Consider the following 17,370-nt stretch of genomic DNA (forward strand, 5'->3'; position numbering starts at 1 on the left):
TCCGCATGCGGTTGGTCTCCACGTAAAACTGAGCCGCCGGAGATACGGACAAAAGCTTGGTCCAGCCACGTAAAACCAGTCCAAGTTTTATCCAAATAGCTTTTTGCCTGTTATCGACATTTTTTGCCGTAGCAGGCAACTCTTTTCAGTGGGAGCGTTCACCCAGCAATTGCCTTTGCGGCTCATGTTCAAGCGCTCTTACAAAAAATCAATGCTTTGGGATATGGCTTTTTTCTTGTCCATGCAGGCGCCAGGTCAAAGCGTCAGGCTCGACCTCGCAGGGGTTTCAGACCACAGGCAAACATCTGGCTTTGATTACCGGACGACTGCAAATGCCGCCCCCCGCAGATGGAAGTCTTCTTGCAGAGTGACTCAACTTTGAAGCAGGTAGCCAGACTCCCGACCTTGTCTGCCGTTGTGATGCACAACCCCCAGCTTGCTCAGCTGGGCCACCACCTGCATGACGGTTCCCACACTGACTGGGGTTCCCCGAAGGTATAGCTGACGATAGATCTCGTCTCTGCTGAGCGCATGTGGAGCAGAGCTCAGCAGGACCTGCAGCACCCCAATTCTGGCGACGGTTGGACGAAGCCCTGCAGCCCTCAACCGTTGCATCACGCTGACATTCCTCAACCCTCTGGCCCCTCCGGGGTTCGTCTCCAGCCGCCTCCCAGGGCCCGGTATAGAGCGATGCTCGCCTGCAGACGCTCCTGACGGATCTGAACGGCCAGATCCCGGCTCTGATAGGCCACACGCTGCACATCCAGCAAGGTCTGCAGATTGTCCGCTCCGGCCTTGTATCGGCTTTCGGCCAACGAGAGTGCCCTCTGAGCCTGGGCCAGTTCCACGGCCTGGGCCAGCGCCTGCTTCTCAACACCATCGACCGCATTCAAGGCGGTTTGAACGTCGCCAAAGGCCTGCAGTATGGCTTGGCGGTAGGCAATCACCAGCTCCTGCTTCTGTGCTGCAGCCAGGTCCCGGTTCGAGGCCAGTCGCCCGGCATCAAAAATCGGCGCCAGGATTCCTGCGGCCAGCGAGGACAGGGGGTTCTCCAGCACCCTGCCCAATGTTCCGCTCTCGGAGTTCAGGCCTGCGCTCAGCGTCACGCGGGGCAGCATAGCGGCCCTGGCGGCGCCAAGATTGGCATCCGCAGCAAGCAGCAATGCCTCGGCCTTCGCCATGTCCGGTCTGCGTGTGATCAGATCCACAGGCGCGCCCAAGCCAATGCCCGGCACCTTCAGATTCGAAAGACTCGTCTCGCTCACCGGGTCCATGGACCATTGCCCCGACAGCAGGGCCAGCACCGCATGCGCGTCAGCCGTCTGTTTACGCAGCGAAGCCAGGGCACGCTGCTGAGCGGCGACCTGGCCGCGCTGCTGGGCCAGCTCCACGGAGCTTGCCGCCCCGTAGCGGGCCCTGGACTCCACCAGCTTCAGCAGCCGCTCGGAAATCTCGAGATTGAGCCGGGCAATCTCAGCGCGCTCACGCAAGCCCACACACTGCAGCCAGGCCTGGGCTATCGAGGCCGTGACCGTCAGACGCACTGTCTCGCGGTCGAAGACGCTGGCCTGTCTGCCCGACTCGGCCGCATCCCTCAAGGCGCGCTGACGCCCCCAGAAATCCAGCTCGTAACTGCTCGACAGGCCGACCCGCCAGGTGCTGGCGTTTCTTTCCGTATGACTGTCCAGTGCAGCCGATCTCGTCGCCCCGAAATCCGCATTCACTTCCGGCAAGAGAGCCGCGCCGGCATAAGCGGCTCTGGCCTCCGCCTGCTGCACCCGCGCCACGGCGGCCGCCACATCCAGGCTCTGGCTTGCGGCCTGCTCGACCAAGGTGCTGAGCTCCGTGCTGCCAAAGCTCTGCCACCAACTGGTGCTGATTTCCTCGCTGCCAGCGCCCCTCTCCAGAGCCCAGGACTGCGGAATATCCAGAGCCATGGTTCTGGCCTCTTGAGGCGATTGCGTTGTCGCGCATCCAGCCAAGGCAAGCGACGCCAGGACTGCATTCCATTTGTACATGCCTACTCTCCCGCCAATGCTCGCACGGGCTCCAGGCGTGCCGCCGTTCTGGCCGGCATGAAGCCAAACACCAGACCCGTAAGCACCGCACAGGCAAATGCCCCCAGCATGGCTTTCACCGAAAACACCACGGCTACCCCCGAAACAATCAGCGCCAGTCCTATGCCCAGCCCCGCAAGCAGGCCTACGGCGCCGCCCACAATGGTCACCATGCTGGCTTCCGTCAGAAACTGGCGCAGGATGTCACGCTGCCTGGCCCCTACCGCCATGCGGATGCCGATCTCCCTGGTGCGTTCGCGCACCGTCATCAGCATCACGTTCATGACCCCTATGCCTCCGACCACCAGGGACACTGCAGCAATCAGCCCCAACATCACGGCCATGCTCTGGCGTGTTGCGGCTTCGGCCTGAATGCGGGCCGCCGCATTGCCGATACCGAAGTCCTCCCGCCCGCCGTGCCGCGCCAGCAAAAGACTGCGGATGGACTGCTCGGCTTCATGGACCTGCTCCGAGGAGCTGGCCTCCACGACCACGTAATCGGGCTGGGTCTGCGCCTGATAGACCCTGGCGCGTCCCGACTGATAGGGAATGAAGACCATGTCGTCATAGTCCTGGGCGCCAGAGTCAGCCCCGCGCTCGCTCATGACGCCTATGACTTCGAACGCCGAGTTGCCGATGATCAGCTGCAGACCCAGGGGGTTGGCGACCTCGGGAAAGAAATGCCGGTGTGCCTTGTGCCCTATCACCACCAGCGGAGCCAGATCGCGGTCTTCCACATCGGTGAAGTAGCGACCCTGGGCAACCCTCCAGTGGTGGACCAGCGGCATCTCCTGGCTGGCCGCAAACACATAGACCTGCTTGTCGGCCTTGCCATAGCGCACGGTGACGGGGTCTCCGATGACGGGCATCACCCTGCGCACCGAGGACAGCTCCCGCATGGCAGCCAGATCGTCTTCGGTGATCTGGCCCGCAGGTCCGCCGGTGGCCGGTGGCTTGCTGCCCATGTAGAGAATGGCCGTTCCCATGGTGCCCATCTGCTCGACCACCTTGCGCCGAGCACCTTCACCGATGGCCAGCATGACGATCGCCGAGGCCACACCGATCACGATGCCCAACAAGGTCAGGCTGGTGCGCACCCGATTCATGCGCATTCCGCGCCAGGCACTGCGTGCAGCTTCGGAGATTTCAGCGATCCAGGAAATTGCCGACGTTGCGCTGTTGCGCTGCGGCGTCAGCGGCGGCACCTCACCAGGGGCCTGCTCACCATGCGCAGCACTGTCATTGACGACGCGACCATCGCTGATCTCAATCACACGTCTCGCCTGTGCGGCGACTTCGCGATCATGCGTGATCACGATGATGGTGTGTCCCGCATCGGCCAGCTCGCGCAGCAAAGCCATCACCTCGGCGCCGCTATGCGAGTCAAGTGCCCCGGTAGGCTCGTCGGCCAGGATGATGTGACCGCCATTCATCAGCGCGCGCGCAATGGACACGCGCTGCTGCTGACCGCCCGAGAGCTGGTTGGGCCGATTGCCCAGGCGCGACCCCAGCCCCAGGCGCTCGAGCAGCAACTGAGCCCTGAGCATCCGCTGCTCCTTGGGCAAACCTGCGTAGATCGCAGGCATCTGCACATTCTCCGAGGCGCTCTCGCTGGGAATCAGGTGGTAGCCCTGAAACACGAAACCGAAGGCTTCACGACGCAACCAGGCCAGGGCATCCGAGTCCAGCAAGGACACGTCCCGACCTTGAAACCGATAGCAACCTTCGCTAGGCTTATCAAGACAGCCCAGGATATTCATCAAGGTGGACTTGCCCGAGCCCGAGCTGCCCACCACGGCCACATACTCGCCTGCGCGAATATCCAGATCGATGCCATGCAATACGGTCACCGACGGCTGGTCGCCCACACCGCCATAGTGCTTGCGAATGCCACGCAGCGAAATCAGCGCAGCCTGCTCTATCGCATTCACCATTGCAACCACCGCAGGCCCCCGGGAATCAGGGTTTCGCCGACGATGACGCGCTCGCCCTCGGTCACGCCATCGAGCACCTGCACCTGGTGGCGGCTTCTGACGCCCAGCTTCACGCTGCGCAGCTCAGGCTGGCGTTGGGCCGTCAGCACCCGGACGCTTTGCGACTGCGGCTCCTTCTCCGACTGAAGCGCTGTCAATGGAACCGTCAAGGCCTGCGACGCACTGCCGGTCACAAAGACCACCTGTGCCGTCATCTGCGGCAACAGTTCAGCATCCTTGTTGTCCACGTCAAACAATGCCGTATAGGTCACGGCCTTGGTGGCTGCAGCAGGTGTCGCCGCACTGCCCGCTGCGGGCACGACGCTGGCCGGCGGCGCAGGCAGCACCTGCCGCACCCGGCCATTCCAGCGCCGGGCCTGTTCTTGGCCGGCACTGCCCAGCGTCGTGAAATACACGGGCATATCGGCTCTCACGCGCCGCACGTCGGCCTCCGAAACATCGGTCCAGACCGTCATCGCCGTCAGATCGGCAATGCGCAAGATATTGGGCGTCTGATAGGTTGCATTCAGGGTCTGGCCTTCACGTGCATCGACAGACACCACCGTGCCCGACATGGGGGCATAGATGCGGGTGTAGCCCAGACGCGCCTCATCGGCCTTGAGGCTGGCCTGGGTTTGCTGCATCTGCGCTTTGAGATGATCGATGCGCGCCGCCGCACCTGCCACCTGGGCTTCGGCAATCTGCACGTCTTCCTGCCTGGTCGCTTCTTCGGATGCCAGCTGTTGCTGTCGCTTCAACTGCTGTCTGGCAAGCTTCAGCTGCGCCTGCTGCTCGGCGATCTGGGCACGCAGGCTCGCGAGCGACGCTCTTCCCGCATCCACGGTGGCGCGCTGCACGCTGGGGTCTATCTCCACCAGCAATGCGCCCTTTTCGACCTGGGCTCCTGGACTGACCAGCAAACGGGTGATCTGACCCGAGACCTGCGCCCCTACATCGACATAGGTTCTGGGCTGCAAGGTGCCGATGGCGGTGACCGTGGACTCCACATCCTCACGCTGCACCACAACACTTTGGTACTCCACCCTGGGCCGACTTCCCCACCACAGGGCAGTGCCTGCAGCACAGACCAGCAGCAGCCCGAGGCCGCCCCAGCGTTTGACTTGTCCCACCTTCATCAAGCTTGCACTCTCCAGAAAACAATTTGCAATCGCTGCCGAAACCCGTGACCAAGAAACGAGTCGCGGCGATTGAAGATAAGAAGCCGTTCGGGCTTCAAGGATTTGGTCACCAAAAGCAGCTGGCCGCGACCGCCAGCACCGCCACGGTGGCAGCCAGTACCAGGTAGCGAGCCGACCCCAGCAATCCCACGACCGTGGCGAGTGCTCCCAGACTCCAGAACCCCAGCACGAGCACGCTGCCAACCGTTGCGCTCCAGCCGCGCATGGCAGGCAGACAGACGGCCAGCAAAAGCATTGCTCCCAGCACACGCAGCGCCGTGCGATGCGCTGCCGGCACCTCGTCCAGCGGTCTCAGTTGTGCGTAATGGCGATCCATGGCAAAAGCCAGAGCCGTCATGCCTCCTATCGAAAGAGCAAGCGCCTGCAATGATGACTGCCACAGGCTCATGGCAGACTCTCTTTCCGCACTGCACCGGGATCCACGGCAACGGCCAGGTTCTGGGATGTCTCAGCGGGCTTCTGTTTTCGCACAGCTTTGAAGCTTTCGGCCCTGCGCATCCAGGCCCAGGCTGCAGCTGCAGCCGCAGCCACCCCGACAGCCAGAGAAAAAATCTCCACCCCTGCGCTTTCCCAGTCACCTTCCTGAAGATAGGCAGCCAGGTGATCGCCGGTCGTCACGAAGCTCAGCACCGGCAACAGAAGACAAAGCACCGCCAGCGCCGCCATCTGATCACGCCAGGCCATGGACGGCGACCTCAGCAGTGCGTGCATGAGCGCCAGCATCCAAAGCGCAAAGAACACCGCCAGCTCCCATCTGGAGCGCAGCGGCATCTCGACGGGCAGCAAACGGTTGGCCCACAAGAAACCCACGCAGGCGATACCCAGCCCCGCAATCGCTGCCACATTCGCGGCTTCGATCATCCGGTAGACCATGGAGGTGCTGGCACCAAACTCTCCCTGGTGTTTGGCGCGCCGCTTGACCATGAAGAGGATCGCCCCCGTGGCCATCATGGCGCTGCCAGCCAGGCCACAGACAAAGTAAAGCCACTTCAGCGGCAGCCCGCCATATGTCGCCATATGCAGCCCGCCGATCACCGATTGCGTGAGCGCGGCCGCTCCGCCATCCACGCCACCCGGCAGGCGCAGCTGCTGCAGCTCTGCGGTGGCAGCCGAGAACATGGCCATGCCGCTGGTGGGACTGAGACGCTTGCTCAGATCATCGGCATCATTCCAGCCATAGACACCGATACGCGCAGCAGCATCTCCGGGGTAGTCGATCACCACAGCCCGCACAGGCTGTCCGATCAAGGCCTGCCCGCGCAGCACGAAAGACTCCAGATCCGGCACCGGCATGGCTTGCCCCGAGCGCTGTGGCTTGCCTGGTTCATTCAGCGCCACCTGAAAAGACTTGAGGGCTTCGGCACTGCTGCCGAAGTAGGCCGCAATACCGGCAGGCATGAAGGTCGAGCACGATATGGCGATACCTGTGTAGGCGATCATGAACTGGAAAGGCAAAGTCAGCACCGCCACGGCGTTGTGCATGTCCAGCCAGCTTCTCTGTCCTTTGCGGGCGCGGAAGGTGAAGAAGTCCTTGAAGATTCGTCGATGGGTAATCACTCCGCTGACCAGCGCCACCAGCATGGCAAGCGCGGCGATGCCCACAATCCAGAGTCCGAGCTGTCCTGCATGCAGCTGGTAGTGGAAGTCCACAAAATGATGACCTCCCAATGTCTGGCGCACCTTGGGAGCTTCAGAGGCGTCCATGGCGCTGCCGGACTTCGGATCCAGCTGGGCCGCCGCATACTGCCCCTCGCGATCGAACCAGTAGACGCGCAAATCCCCGCCCCCTTTGGAGTCTGCAGGCCAGAGCTCCCACATGTCTGCACCAGGGTGTTGCCGCTCCATGTATGCCATGCCCCATTGCAGACGCTGACTCAGGGAAGCCTGTGCTTGCGGCACAGTGCCTGCCTGCCTGGCCTCGGCTCGCTCATGGGCATGATGCTCAGGGGTCATCCAATGGGTGATGGGCTCTTCGAAGACGGCCAGCGTACCCGTCAGAAAAACGGCATACAGCAGCCAGGAGAACCATAGGCCACACCAGGTATGCAACCATGCCTGGGCCTGACGGAAGCTGCCTTTGCCTGCACCCGATTGCTTCTTTGCCGGCTGCATCAGCGTGCCTTCAGGAAGATCAGGGCTGCAGTGGCTGCAAGCATGGCGAGAATCAGAACGAGCAGCACGCCCCAGATCCGACGCGGCGATACCGGGCTGAAGGCCCCGATCACCACCGCCACATACCAAAGCCAGCTGGACTGCATGCCGCCCACCATGGTTTCGACACGGGATTGGCTCATGGCGCCGCACAAGACCACCCAGGCGCTGGAGACGGCATAGCCTCCCAGCACCGCAGCCGTCAAACGCGCCCCCAGAGCCCAGCCGGCGTGCAAATCATCGGATTGCGACATTGCCACGCCTCGTCAGAAACGGCCCTTGAGCAACACGGTAACCGTACGCTTTTCGCCGTAGAAGTTGCCGTAGCCCGCATAACCAACTGTGCTGTAGTAGGTCTTGTCAAACAGGTTGCCGACATTCACGGCTACGCTCCAGTCCTTGTTGAACGCATAGGCAGCACGTGCAGACCAGACGGCGTAGCCCGGGGAAGTGAAGTTGTAAGGCGTCCAGGCTCCGTCATAACGGCCCGTAGCCGGGTTGTAAGCGCTGATGCCCGAAGCCCGGTAATTCGAGCTCTGCGCCACCACACCGCCGCCCACGCTCCAGCCGCGCAAGTCGCCGCTCAAGCGATAGTCCGCCCAGGCCTTGAACAGATGGCGCGGCGTGACCGTGCTGAACTGGGCGCTGTCCTTGCGTCTGTCTTCGTTGCTGTTGTAGGTATAGCCCACAGCCAGCTGCAGATTGGGAGTGATTCGCCCCGTCATCTCAAGATCGATGCCCTGGCTCAGCTTGAAGCCGTCGCGGAAGTAGCAGCAACCGCCGCGCCAATCGGTCTGGGGGTAAGCGGGGTCGTAAACGGCTTCGCCTTTCTTGTCGGTACGAAACAATGCCGCACTGGCGATCAGATTGGGGGTCAGCTCGCTTTTGACACCCAGCTCGTAGGTACGGCCACGCACCGGATCCAGCGGCGTTCCAGGCAGCGGTGCTGAGAACTTTCCGGCCTGAGACTGATAGATCTCGGCGGTGCTGAAATACAGATTGGTGGACTTGGTCAGCTCATGCATCAGCCCCATATAGGGCACAAAGACATTCGACTCCCGGCTGCTGGCCGTGAGCGCGCCATTCATGTCGTGCTGGGTATTGCGATCCTGCAGCACATAGCGTCCGCCCAAAACCACGGACCAGCGCTCAACGGGACGCAGGCGAATAGAGCCATAGAGGCCGCTCTTTTGCGTTTTTGCCTGCGAGCCGCTGGTCCAGTCACCGAGCGGATAGCCCGGGTCTTGCGGTGGAATCCGGTTGAAGACGTCGGCCGGCCCCACTCTCGGCCACAGGCTCCGATAGGTATTGCTGTTTCGGTGCTGATCGAAACCAAGGATCACATCGTGCCGTTGACCGAAGGCATCGAAGCCACCCTGCAAATTGATGTCGAAGCTGGTTTCACGCTCGCGTGACCTGGCTTGATGAATCCACCAGTCAGCCCCCTGCAGCGTGATGGGATCTGGCGAACTCTCAATCTCCGCGCCGTTCACGCCTTCATTGAAGCGGGTGTGCCTTAGCTGGGTCTTGAGAAGCCAGTCGTTGCCGAGCTGCTGCTCCAGCTTGGCAAAGACCGTGGTGTTTTCGCGATTGATCCAGTTCCAGGGCGCGCCAAAGTTGGTATTGCGCGCAAAGCCGATATCACTGCCGTCCGCATAGCGCGGCAGGCTGGCATTGAAGCCCGTATTTCTATCTTTCTGATAGCTGGCACCCAGTGTGGCGACTGTGCTGGACGTCAGGTCCATCTCCAGCGCCCCATACAGCATCTGCCGCTTGAGCGTGGAGGGCGTGGCCATTTCCTTGCGGTCATGGTTCACGGCCACGAAACGGCCGCGCAGAGTTCCGCTTTCGTTCAACGCGCCCGTGGTGTCCAGCTCGGCGCGGTAGTTGCTCATGGTTCCGCCGGAAAGCAGAACCTGCGTCTGACGCTTGGCCTGGGGCCTTTTGTAGGTGAAGTTCAGAACTCCGCCTGCCTCGCCCGCGCCGAACAGACCGTCGGCCCCGCGCAGCACACTGACGCTGTCAAACTGCGCCATGTCCAGACTGCGGCTGCCTGAACGAGAGGAGCTGGCAGCACCGCCATCAAAGCGGAAGTTGGTGATGTTCATGCCGCGGGACAGATAGGTGGTGTCCAGCCAGGTCTCTTCGCGCGTGATCCCGGTGGTGTAGTTCATCACATCATCGAGCGTGCGCATGGCCTGATCGTCCATTCGCTGTCGGGTCACCACCGTCACCGACTGCGGAACCTCGCGCAGAGACTGCGCCGCTTTGCCGACTTCCACCGCGCTTGGCACATAGGAGTCACTCGACTCCCCATAGACATTGGGAACGGCCTTCTCCTGCACGGTCACTTCCGCAAGTGTCGATCCAGCATCCTCCTGTGCATGACCGATACCGGGCAGCAGGCAGAGCACACTGACTGCCACAGCCGTGGCGTGAAGACGAAATGGCAAAGCCCCGGCTACGGGGCAAAACGAGCGTTCCAGCATGAGCGTAAAAAAACAAACCTGGGTGTTCTCTTCAGGCAGGGAATGCCGAAGAACCTATGACGCTGTGGCTGGAACGGAGAGATCGTATACGGGCTGGCAGCAATGAACAGAACGAGAATCACTCTCAATCCCATTTGCGCGCAGATTGTAAAGCTCAGGTAAAAAAAATTGCCACTGTTTTGTAAAACGACAGCACCTGTCTCTGCAGACCATATCGTGGCGCATCTGCCAGCCTGTTGCCTGGCTCATGTCCGGGCTGATGCTATCCACACCGGGCATCAAGCCGGCTGCGGTGCAGTAACAAGGCGGTCAGGCGCTGCGTGGCGACTCGCCGAGCGGCTTCCGATTGAAAAGTGGACTTTGCGAAGCGCCCCGTGCTTCTGGCGCATGGAAGACACACGGCATGAGCGTCACTCAATGGCTGTAGCAGGCCCTCTTCCAAAGAGGGCAGTGCGCATCGAGCACAAAGAAAAAGCCCCGGCTGCATGAACAACCGGGGCTTTTATATCTTGGCAGGGGAAGAAGGATTCGAACCTTCGCATGCTGGAATCAAAATCCAGTGCCTTAACCAGCTTGGCGACTCCCCTAAAGAGAACGAGATTATAGCGCGGTTTTTCCCAGCTTTCAGAGAACCCCGCGGATCAAGGATTGAAGGCGGAAGCACTCAATCCCTGCCAGGCGCGTCGCGGCAGCCATCGCGGCACGACCGTGACCCGCTGCAGGCGCCGCCATCAGTCCAGCGTGACCTTGGCCTCGCGAATGACCTTGCCCCATTTGGCGGTTTCCGCAGCGATGAAGCGATCGCATTCCTCGGGCGTCGATCCTTCGGCAAACGTGCCCATGGTCTGCTGCATGCGCTGCGTGATTTCAGGGCTGCGAATGATGCGAGCGACTTCGGCGGACATGCGCTGCACAATTTCCTTGGGCACTCCTGCCGGGGCAATCATGGCGGCCCAGGTACTGCCCATCAGCTCGGGAATGCCTTGCTCGGCAAACGTCGGTACATCGGGCAGCACCGCCAGCCGCTTTTCGCTGGCCACGCCGATGAGGCGGATGCGACCGGCTTTGGCAGGCTGGATCAGATTGGGCGGAGGATCGAGGAACAACGGGATCTGACCACCCATGAGATCGGTCAATGCCGGTGCGGCTCCCTTGTAGGGCACATGGATCATGTCCGTCTTGGTCAGCAGCTTCATCAACTCGGTCGTCAGATGCGCGCTGGAGCCGCTTCCCGAAGAGCCAAAGCTGACCTTGCCCGGATGCGCCTTGGCATAGGCAATCAGTTCCTGCGTGGTCTTGAACGGTGCATTGTTTGACACTGCTGCAACCAGCGGCGAGATGCCCATCAGAGATACGCCGACCAGATCCTTGCCGGGGTTGTAGGGCAGCTTGGGATACAGCGTGGTATTGGCCGCATAAGCGGCAATCACCACTCCGAACGTGTAGCCATCGGGCGCAGACTTTGCCACCTGATCCACACCGATGAGACTGTTTGCGCCCGGCTTGTTATCGATGACGATGGGCTGGCCCAGCGCTTTCTGCAAACCCACCTGCAACAGGCGTGCCATCTGGTCGGTGAAGCCGCCCGCGGTGTAGGGAACCACGATGCGTATGGGCTTGGAGGGCCAGGGGCTCTGGGCCCAGACCGAGGGAGCCAGCATGGCGGCGCCGGCTGCGGCGCTCGATTGCAGAAAGCTGCGGCGAGATGTCGAAGGCATGAATGTCTCTTGGTTCTTTTCGGAAGAAGGTGCCGCGCGTCAGCGCGGCAGTGAAAGGCAGGGATGTCTCAGTACCCGCGGGCCACATCCACCAGATTGAGCAAGGGCTCGCCCGCGCGCAGGCGGCGCAGGTTCTCCAGGCACTGGCGCGCCACGGTGTCGGCCGAGGCCTGGGCCGCGATATGCGGCGTGACAAAGGCCTTGGCGTGCCCCCAAACCTTGTTGCCGGGCTGGGGCGGCTCCTCGCGCAGCACGTCCAGCGCGGCGCCGGCCAGATGGCCTTCGTCGAGCAGAGCCAGCAGTTCATCCTCGACCACCTGCTCGCCGCGCCCCACGTTGATGAAGTAGGCGCCGCGCGGCAGCAGGGACAGCGTGCGGCGGTTCAGCAGATCGCGTGTCTCGGGCGTGAGCGGCAAGGCGCAGACCAGAATGTCGCTGCCGGACAGCAGTTGCTGCAGACCCTGGGCACCGCTGTGCGTGGTCAGGCCGGCAATGTTCTTGGCGCTGCGGCTCCAGCCCGCGACGGGATAGCCCACGGCCTGCATGGCAGCAGCCACGAAGCGGCCGACCTCGCCCAGACCCAGAATACCCACGCGGCAGTCGGCGCTGGCGCGCACGGGGCGGCGCAGCCAGTCTCCCGCCTGCTGCTGGCGCGCGAACAGATCCAGCTCGCGCGTATGGCGCAGCGCGGTGCCGACCACATACTGGGCAATCTCCACATGCTGCTGCGGGTCGACGGTACGCGCCACGGGCAGGCCAGCCGGCAGATCGGGTACGGCCAGCAGCTTGTCCACGCCCGCACTGGGCGCGCACAGCAGCTTGAGCTTCGGATAGGCCGGTAGCACGCCGGGCTTGAGGCTCCAGGCCAGCATGGTTTCGACCTCTGCGGCAGGCGCTTCGTCGCGATGGGCCCAGACGCGCAGATCTGGCGCCATGGCACGCAGTGCATCGACGATGGGCGCGCCCATGCTGGGGTGGATGTTGACCAGAATTCCCATTGATTTCTCCATAAATCTGAGCACTGTTCGCTGCCTACGAAACGGCCGCAGCCCAAGCTCGGGACACCGAGCAAGGGCCTATGCCGGCCGCGCCCCCCGCCCCGCAGCGAGGGTGTCGTCCCTCACCGCGAAGCGAGAGAGGGCGCCGTGCATACGGGGGGAAGGCGCGCAGCGACTCAGGGGGGTTAGTGCTTGTAACTTGGGTCTATGCGGTCCAGGCGGCGCAGCAGGCCCGGCCAGGCCAGGCCCGCGCCCTTGCCCTTGGTGACCTGGCGCGACTGGTTGACCGCGTCGGCAATGATGGTCTGCGGAATCCGCGTCAGCTCGCCGCCACCCGACTGTGCCAGGATCTGGATGCGGCAGGCCGACTCCAGCGTGTACATGGCCAGCACGGCCTCGGCCACGCTGCGTCCACAGGTCAGCAGGCCGTGATTGCGCAGAATGAGGAAGTTGCTGGCACCCAGATCGTCCACCAGGCGCGGCTTCTCGTCATCGCGCAGGGCCACGCCCTCGTAGTCATGGTAGGCCAGGCGCACCAGCGGGAATATGGACTGCTGCGAGATGGGCAGCAGCCCCTCCTTCTGCGCCGAGACGGCCACGCCGTAGCGCGTGTGCGTGTGCAGCACGCACTGCACCTCGGGGCGGCCGTCGTGGATGGCGCTGTGGATGACGAAGCCGGCCGGGTTGACGTCGTATTCGCTCTCCATCAGCGGTTGGCCTTCGTGATCGACCTTGACCAGGCTGGATGCCGTGATCTCGTCGAACAGCATGCCGTAGGGGTTGATCAGGAACTGGTCGGGCTGGCCCGGCACGCGCGCCGAAATGTGGGTGAAGATCAGATCGTCCCAGCCGAAGTGGGCGACCAGCCGATAGGCGGCAGCCAGCTCGACGCGGGTTTGCCACTCTTCGGGCGTCACCTGGCGGCGGACTTCGGACATCGTGGTGTCATGACTCATGGGATGGGTCTCGTGATGGGCATCGTGGAATGAAAGACAGGCTCAGCGTCCCGCCGCGTACTGATCGCGCAGCTCGCGCTTGAGCACCTTGCCGATGGCACTGCGCGGCAGCTCGGCGATGAAGCGCAGGTCGGCCAGACGCTGGGTCTTGCCGGCTTGCTGGTTGTACCAGCCCATGATCTCCTCGGGCCGGGCCGGCTGGCCAGTGCGCGACACCACATAGGCCACTGGCGTCTCGCCCCATTGATCGGAGGGAACGCCGACCACGGCCACATCGTCCACGGCCGGGTGGGCGCGCAGCTGAGCCTCCAGGTCGCTGGGATAAATGTTGAAGCCGCCGCTGATGATCATGTCCTTGCGTCTATCGAACAGGGTCAGGAAGCCGTCGGCATCGAAGCGGCCCACATCGCCCGTGCGGATGAAGCGCTTGCCCGTGGCATCGAACCATTCGGCTTCACGCGTCTTGGCGGGCTGGCCGTGGTAGCCGGTCATCATGCTGGCCGAGTGGCCCACGACCTCGCCGTCCGCGCCGGGACCCAGCTCGCGGCCCTCCTCGTCGATGAGACGGATGTCATGGCCTTCGGCGGGCTGACCCACGGTGTGCAGCTTGTCCGGGTACAGATGGGCTTCGAGGATGCAGGTACCCCCGCCTTCGGTCATGCCGTAGAACTCGGTGAGGCTGCCTGGCCAGCGCGCCACCACATCGGCCTTGAGCTCGGCACGAAACGGTGCACTGGTGCAGAACTTGGCCTGAAAGCTCGACAGGTCATGCTCGCCGAACTGCGGCAGTGCCATGATGCGCTGGTACTGCACAGGCACCAGCATGGTGTGGGTGACGCGGTGCTGCTGGGCCAGTTGCAGATAGCGCGCCGCGTCGAACTTGGGCATGAGCACCACGCAGCCGCCGCTGCCCAGCGTGGGGAAGAACACCACCAGCGTGGTGTTGGAGTACAGCGGCGTGGCCAGCAGCGTCGTACCCTCGGGGCCGTAGCCGTAGACGCCGCCCCGGTTGATATGGGTCCAGCGCATGCCGTGCGACTGCACGATGCCCTTGGGAGTGCCCGTGGTGCCAGAGGAGTAGATGATGTTGAACGCAGCCTCGGGCTCCACACTCACGGCAGCGGGCTGCGCTCCTTCGGGCGCCAGCCAGTCCTCGAAGGCTGTGCCCGGCGCCACGCCATCCAGCGAGATGCATTGCAGTCCTGTGTCGGCAGGCACCAGGTCCTGAGCCGCCTTGTCGAGGAACAGGTGACGCGCCTGGGCATCGCGCAGCATGGAAGCCAGGCTCTCGGCAGTGGAGGATGGCGCCAGCGGCGCGACCACCACGCCCGCACGCAAGGCTCCGAGGAATAGCGCGGCATAGCGCACGGAATTGAGCGCGCAGATGCCGATGGCCTTGCCCGGCTGCACGCCTTCGCGCTGCAGCGCGGCGGCCACGCGGTCCATCAGGGCGTCGAGCTGGGCATAGCTCAGGGTCTGCTGCTCGTCGCGCAGCGCGGCATGGTCGGGCTGCTGGCGCGCATGGCTGCGGATCAGCTCGGCCAGCGTGGTGAAGGGGGCATCGGGAGAAGGCAGGCAGACAGTCATGAAGGTTCCGATTCAGGAATTGCAAGCAGGCTGCACCTGCGAGCCCCCGGCCCTGCAGGCGCTTGGGCAGACAGCGGCTTATTTGGCAGCCAGACCCAGTCGGTCTATCAGTATCTTGTCCTTGGCAAAGGCCTCCCTGGCCCATTGCGCATAGTCGGCGCCCGAGCGGTACCAGGCATCCTGGTTGAGCTGCCTGAGCACCTCGACGTGGCGCGGATCATCCATGGCCTTCTTGAAGGCATCGTGCAGCTTGCGCACCACCGCCGGGTCCATGCCCTTGGGGCCGGCCAGACCGTAGGGCGAGGTGGAGACCACGCCATAGCCCAGCTCCTTGGCCGTGGGCACGTCGGGCCAGCGCTGGGTGCGCTTTTCGCCAAAGGTCATGAGCAGGCGCATCTGGCCGCCATTCACGTAAGTGTCCCAGCCCGAGGCATCGCTTTGCGCGGCCACATGACCACCCAGCAGGGCTTGCTGCAGGTCGGCGTTGCCCTTGAAAGGCACATGATTGAGAGTGACCTTGGCGTTCTCGGCCAGCTCCTCCATCAGCAGATGCGGCGAGGAACCTATGCCCGTGGAGCCGTATTCGATCTTGCCAGGAGTCTTGCGTGCGGCGGCGATGTACTCGTTGAAGCTCTTGTAGGGAGAGTCCGAGCGCACCGTGAAGCCGAAGGTATAGCCCGAGACACCGATGATGTAGGTGAAGTCCGTGACCGGGTTCCAGGCGGTCTTTTGCATATGCGCCATGCGCAGCATGGACATGGGGAACTGGGTGATGGTGTAGCCGTCGGGCTTGGCGGTGCGCGCCATGGCGCCGGGACCCAGCGTGCCGCCCGCGCCGGGCTTGTTCTCGACGATGATGGGCTGGCCCAGCTGCTTGCCCGCAATATCGGCCAGCGTGCGCATATGGCGGTCGGTGGGACCGCCGGCCGGGAACGGCACGATCAGCGTGACGGGCCGCGAAGGATAGTCGCCGGACTGTGCCCAGGCTGATGCGCTGGTGCCAGCGGCAGTCAAAAAGGCTGCCGTGGCGAGAACCAGGCTGCGGCGGTCAAGGGAAATCTGCATGTCTTGTCTCCTGAATCTCTGAACCAGGTGGGGCCGGGGCACATACCTTGTGTGCCGCTCTGGCCAGGGCCCGGACACCGTTGTCCGGGCCGCGCATTGCCATGGCAACGCTTAGATTGTCTTCACCAGCTCCGGCACCGCCTGGAACAGATCGGCTTCCAGCCCGTAATCGGCCACCGAGAAGATCGGTGCCTCGGGGTCCTTGTTGATCGCCACGATCACCTTGGAGTCCTTCATGCCCGCCAGATGCTGGATCGCTCCCGAGATGCCGCAGGCAATGTACAGCTGCGGCGCCACGATCTTGCCCGTCTGGCCCACCTGCAGGTCGTTGGGCGCATAGCCCGCATCCACCGCAGCGCGCGAAGCGCCGATGGCAGCTCCCAGCTTGTCGGCCAGCGGCGACATGACTTCCTGGAATTTCTCGGCCGAGCCCAGCGCGCGACCGCCGGAGACGATGATCTTGGCGGCCGTCAGCTCGGGACGCTCGCTCTTGGTCACTTCGCGGCCCACAAAGCTGCTCTTGCCGCTGTCGGCCACGGCTGCGGCTGTTTCCACGGCCGCAGAGCCGCCTGTGGCAGCTGCTGCGTCAAAGCCCGTGGTACGCACGGTGATGACCTTGACGGCATCGGCGGACTGCACGGTGGCAATGGCGTTGCCCGCGTAGATGGGGCGCTCGAAGGTGTCGGCGGAGTCGACCTTGGTGATGTCGCTGAGCTGGGCCACGTCCAGCTTGGCGGCCACGCGGGGCGCCACGTTCTTGCCCGAGGCGGTCGAGGGGAACAGGATGTGGCTGTAGTTGCTGGCAATGCTCAGCACCTGGGCCGCCACGTTCTCGGCCAGGCCGTCCTTGAGGCTGGCGCCGTCGGCATGGATGACCTTGGAGACACCGGCGATCTGGGCGGCCGCAGCGGCCGCAGCGGCAGCGCCTTCGCCGGCCACCAGCACATGTACATCACCGCCGCAGGCCTTGGCAGCCGTCACGGTGTTCAGGGTCGCAGTCTTGATCGAAGCGTTGTCGTGTTCTGCAATAACGAGAGAGGTCATTTCAGTCGTCTTTCTCTAGAATTTTTCATGGTGCCTGCATCACCCGCAGCCGGCCCATCTGGCACGACTCAGGCGCGGGACACCGAGGAAGGGCCGCCCCGCACCGAGGGTGTCGTCCCCCTGCGGGGGATGA

Annotated in this window: 14 protein-coding genes and 1 tRNA gene; all 15 read right to left on the minus strand. The window is 63.2% G+C overall.

Annotated features, from left to right (window positions below):
- Window positions 1-372: 372 nt before the first annotated feature.
- Complete coding sequence (locus tag O987_RS29895) at window positions 373-615, minus strand: transcriptional repressor (protein WP_080571290.1); 243 nt, start codon at window positions 613-615, stop codon at window positions 373-375.
- 14 nt (window positions 616-629) lie between these two features.
- Window positions 630-2,018 carry an efflux transporter outer membrane subunit gene (locus tag O987_RS21805; protein ID WP_043374755.1) on the minus strand — a complete coding sequence of 463 codons (1,389 nt, stop codon included), beginning with the start codon at window positions 2,016-2,018 and terminating at the stop codon, window positions 630-632.
- A 2-nt stretch (window positions 2,019-2,020) separates the two neighbouring features.
- Window positions 2,021-3,991: a MacB family efflux pump subunit gene (locus O987_RS21810; RefSeq protein ID WP_043374757.1), complete on the minus strand. Its 1,971-nt coding sequence runs from the start codon at window positions 3,989-3,991 to the stop codon at window positions 2,021-2,023.
- Window positions 3,985-5,166, minus strand: a complete 1,182-nt coding sequence (locus O987_RS21815; protein WP_043374758.1) for an efflux RND transporter periplasmic adaptor subunit — start codon at window positions 5,164-5,166, stop codon at window positions 3,985-3,987. The genes O987_RS21810 and O987_RS21815 overlap by 7 nt, the downstream gene beginning before the upstream one ends.
- A 109-nt stretch (window positions 5,167-5,275) precedes the next feature.
- The gene (locus O987_RS21820) at window positions 5,276-5,617 is read right to left on the minus strand and encodes a DUF3325 domain-containing protein (RefSeq protein WP_019043583.1); all 342 of its coding nucleotides are present in this window, start codon (window positions 5,615-5,617) and stop codon (window positions 5,276-5,278) included.
- Window positions 5,614-7,341, minus strand: coding sequence for a PepSY-associated TM helix domain-containing protein (locus O987_RS21825; RefSeq protein ID WP_043374761.1), 1,728 nt, complete (start codon window positions 7,339-7,341; stop codon window positions 5,614-5,616). Before O987_RS21825 ends, O987_RS21820 begins: the two co-directional genes overlap by 4 nt.
- Window positions 7,341-7,634: a hypothetical protein gene (locus O987_RS21830; RefSeq protein ID WP_043006710.1), complete on the minus strand. Its 294-nt coding sequence runs from the start codon at window positions 7,632-7,634 to the stop codon at window positions 7,341-7,343. The genes O987_RS21825 and O987_RS21830 overlap by 1 nt, the downstream gene beginning before the upstream one ends.
- A gap of 12 nt (window positions 7,635-7,646) precedes the next feature.
- Complete coding sequence (locus O987_RS21835; protein ID WP_235214201.1) at window positions 7,647-9,833, minus strand: TonB-dependent siderophore receptor; 2,187 nt, start codon at window positions 9,831-9,833, stop codon at window positions 7,647-7,649.
- Between the two features lie 546 nt (window positions 9,834-10,379).
- Window positions 10,380-10,456: transfer RNA gene (locus O987_RS21840), tRNA-Gln, on the minus strand.
- A 144-nt stretch (window positions 10,457-10,600) separates the two neighbouring features.
- Window positions 10,601-11,587: a tripartite tricarboxylate transporter substrate binding protein gene (locus tag O987_RS21845; protein ID WP_003052191.1), complete on the minus strand. Its 987-nt coding sequence runs from the start codon at window positions 11,585-11,587 to the stop codon at window positions 10,601-10,603.
- Window positions 11,588-11,655: 68 nt separating this feature from the next.
- Window positions 11,656-12,585, minus strand: a complete 930-nt coding sequence (locus O987_RS21850; RefSeq protein ID WP_003052189.1) for a 2-hydroxyacid dehydrogenase — start codon at window positions 12,583-12,585, stop codon at window positions 11,656-11,658.
- Between the two features lie 185 nt (window positions 12,586-12,770).
- Window positions 12,771-13,541, minus strand: a complete 771-nt coding sequence (locus tag O987_RS21855; protein ID WP_003052188.1) for a class II aldolase/adducin family protein — start codon at window positions 13,539-13,541, stop codon at window positions 12,771-12,773.
- Window positions 13,542-13,583: 42 nt separating this feature from the next.
- Window positions 13,584-15,128, minus strand: coding sequence for a class I adenylate-forming enzyme family protein (locus tag O987_RS21860; protein WP_043374765.1), 1,545 nt, complete (start codon window positions 15,126-15,128; stop codon window positions 13,584-13,586).
- Between the two features lie 78 nt (window positions 15,129-15,206).
- A complete protein-coding gene (locus tag O987_RS21865; protein WP_003052184.1) occupies window positions 15,207-16,193 on the minus strand; it encodes a tripartite tricarboxylate transporter substrate binding protein in 987 nt (328 codons plus the stop codon).
- Window positions 16,194-16,304: 111 nt separating this feature from the next.
- Complete coding sequence (locus O987_RS21870; protein WP_043374768.1) at window positions 16,305-17,237, minus strand: electron transfer flavoprotein subunit alpha/FixB family protein; 933 nt, start codon at window positions 17,235-17,237, stop codon at window positions 16,305-16,307.
- Window positions 17,238-17,370 lie beyond the last annotated feature (133 nt).

Source organism: Comamonas testosteroni TK102 (genome assembly GCF_000739375.1).
GTDB classification, from domain to species: Bacteria; Pseudomonadota; Gammaproteobacteria; order Burkholderiales; family Burkholderiaceae_C; genus Comamonas; species Comamonas brasiliensis.

Coding starts and splice junctions, on each gene's coding strand:
- O987_RS29895 (WP_080571290.1), bottom strand. CDS start 615: ATGCAACGGTTGAGGGCTGCAGGGCTTCGTCCAACCGTCGCCAGAATT.
- O987_RS21805 (WP_043374755.1), bottom strand. CDS start 2,018: ATGTACAAATGGAATGCAGTCCTGGCGTCGCTTGCCTTGGCTGGATGC.
- O987_RS21810 (WP_043374757.1), bottom strand. CDS start 3,991: ATGGTGAATGCGATAGAGCAGGCTGCGCTGATTTCGCTGCGTGGCATT.
- O987_RS21815 (WP_043374758.1), bottom strand. CDS start 5,166: ATGAAGGTGGGACAAGTCAAACGCTGGGGCGGCCTCGGGCTGCTGCTG.
- O987_RS21820 (WP_019043583.1), bottom strand. CDS start 5,617: ATGAGCCTGTGGCAGTCATCATTGCAGGCGCTTGCTCTTTCGATAGGA.
- O987_RS21825 (WP_043374761.1), bottom strand. CDS start 7,341: ATGCAGCCGGCAAAGAAGCAATCGGGTGCAGGCAAAGGCAGCTTCCGT.
- O987_RS21830 (WP_043006710.1), bottom strand. CDS start 7,634: ATGTCGCAATCCGATGATTTGCACGCCGGCTGGGCTCTGGGGGCGCGT.
- O987_RS21845 (WP_003052191.1), bottom strand. CDS start 11,587: ATGCCTTCGACATCTCGCCGCAGCTTTCTGCAATCGAGCGCCGCAGCC.
- O987_RS21850 (WP_003052189.1), bottom strand. CDS start 12,585: ATGGGAATTCTGGTCAACATCCACCCCAGCATGGGCGCGCCCATCGTC.
- O987_RS21855 (WP_003052188.1), bottom strand. CDS start 13,541: ATGAGTCATGACACCACGATGTCCGAAGTCCGCCGCCAGGTGACGCCC.
- O987_RS21860 (WP_043374765.1), bottom strand. CDS start 15,128: ATGACTGTCTGCCTGCCTTCTCCCGATGCCCCCTTCACCACGCTGGCC.
- O987_RS21865 (WP_003052184.1), bottom strand. CDS start 16,193: ATGCAGATTTCCCTTGACCGCCGCAGCCTGGTTCTCGCCACGGCAGCC.
- O987_RS21870 (WP_043374768.1), bottom strand. CDS start 17,237: ATGACCTCTCTCGTTATTGCAGAACACGACAACGCTTCGATCAAGACT.